This is a genomic window from Leucobacter soli, assembly GCF_042659205.1.
In the GTDB taxonomy this organism is placed as follows: Bacteria; Actinomycetota; Actinomycetes; order Actinomycetales; family Microbacteriaceae; genus Leucobacter; species Leucobacter soli.
Map to the genome: position 1 here is coordinate 1 of NZ_JBHSRW010000391.1, position 1,186 is coordinate 1,186.

General features: G+C 72.5%; 2 protein-coding genes. Both read left to right on the forward strand.

What is annotated here, in order from left to right; all coding sequences use genetic code 11:
* Nucleotides 1–567, forward strand: a 567-nt coding sequence (locus tag ACFPZL_RS13440) for a DUF3097 family protein (protein WP_382335880.1), incomplete at its 5' end; no start/stop codon positions are given.
* Nucleotides 564–947: a Fe-S oxidoreductase gene (locus ACFPZL_RS13445; RefSeq protein ID WP_218115182.1), complete on the forward strand. Its 384-nt coding sequence runs from the start codon at nt 564–566 to the stop codon at nt 945–947. The genes ACFPZL_RS13440 and ACFPZL_RS13445, both read left to right, overlap by 4 nt.
* The last annotated feature ends 239 nt before the right edge of the window (nt 948–1,186 follow it).

Consider the following 1,186-nt stretch of genomic DNA (forward strand, 5'->3'; position numbering starts at 1 on the left):
CCGCAGCGCGCCCGGGTGGCGATGCCGAGCCGCATCTTCGTCGAGGGCAAGCACGACGCCGAGCTCGTCGAGCAGGTCTGGGGCGACGACCTGCGCGTCGAGGGCGTCGTGGTCGAGCTGCTCGACGGCGCCGACAACCTGGAGCAGGTGCTCGCCGAGTTCGGCCCGGGACCGGGGCGCCGGGCGGGCGTGCTGCTCGATCACCTCGTCGCAGGCAGCAAGGAGACGAGGATCGCGGAGCGCGTGGCACGGGGTGCGGGCGGCGCCCACGTGCTGATCGTCGGGCACCCCTTCGTCGACATCTGGGCGGCGGTGAAGCCGGAGCGGCTCGGACTGCAGGCCTGGCCGGAGATCCCGCGCATGGTCGACGGCAGGCCGGTCGAGTGGAAGGCGGGCATCTGCCGGGCGCTCGGCTGGCCGGCCGATGAGCCGGCGGATATCGCCGACGCCTGGTCGCGGATCCGCGGCCGCGTGCGCTCGTACCGCGACCTCGAGCCGAGCCTGCTGGGCCGCGTCGAGCAGCTCATCGACTTCGTCACCGACCCGGAGCAGGGGTCCGCCGGATGAGCGAGCAGTCCTCACGCGCACCGCGCCCCTGGCCCCTCGCCCGCCTGGGCTACCTCTACGCGACGGCGGTCGGCTTCGTCTGGGGGTCGATCTGGAGCACGGGCGAGGTGCGCCGGGTCGGCGGCCTCTGGGTCTTCACCGGTATGCCGTCGTGGGCCTTCGGCCGGGGCGGCAGCTGCGTCGGATCCTGCTACCTGACCGATCGCAACACCGGTGAGGCTGTGCTGCGCCACGAGCGCGTGCACCGCGAGCAGTGGCGGCACTACGGCATGGCGCTGCCGATCCTCTATCTGCTGGCCGGCCGGGACCCGCTGCGCAACCGCTTCGAGATCGAGGCCGGTCTCGAGGACGGCGGCTACGTGCGCCCTCGCACGCGGTGAACACGCGGTGAACCGCCTCCGCCACCGTCACTCACAACGTCAGCGGATAGGCGATCGAACGTAACAAGACGTTAACAAGGTCGTCGCGCGCGCGACAGACTCCGAGGTTTCGGCGTAATCTCGCGATGACGTCCGTGCATCGCCGCCGCCGTCGCATTCCGCGCGCGGCGACTCCGCTCGCGCACGACCCGAGGGAGACCCCGTGACCGAGCCCGCCACCGACGCCCCGCCGAGCGGCG

Bases quoted from the DNA above. Each gene is read 5' to 3' on its own strand.
- ACFPZL_RS13445 (WP_218115182.1), top strand. From the start codon at position 564: ATGAGCGAGCAGTCCTCACGCGCACCGCGCCCCTGGCCCCTCGCCCGC.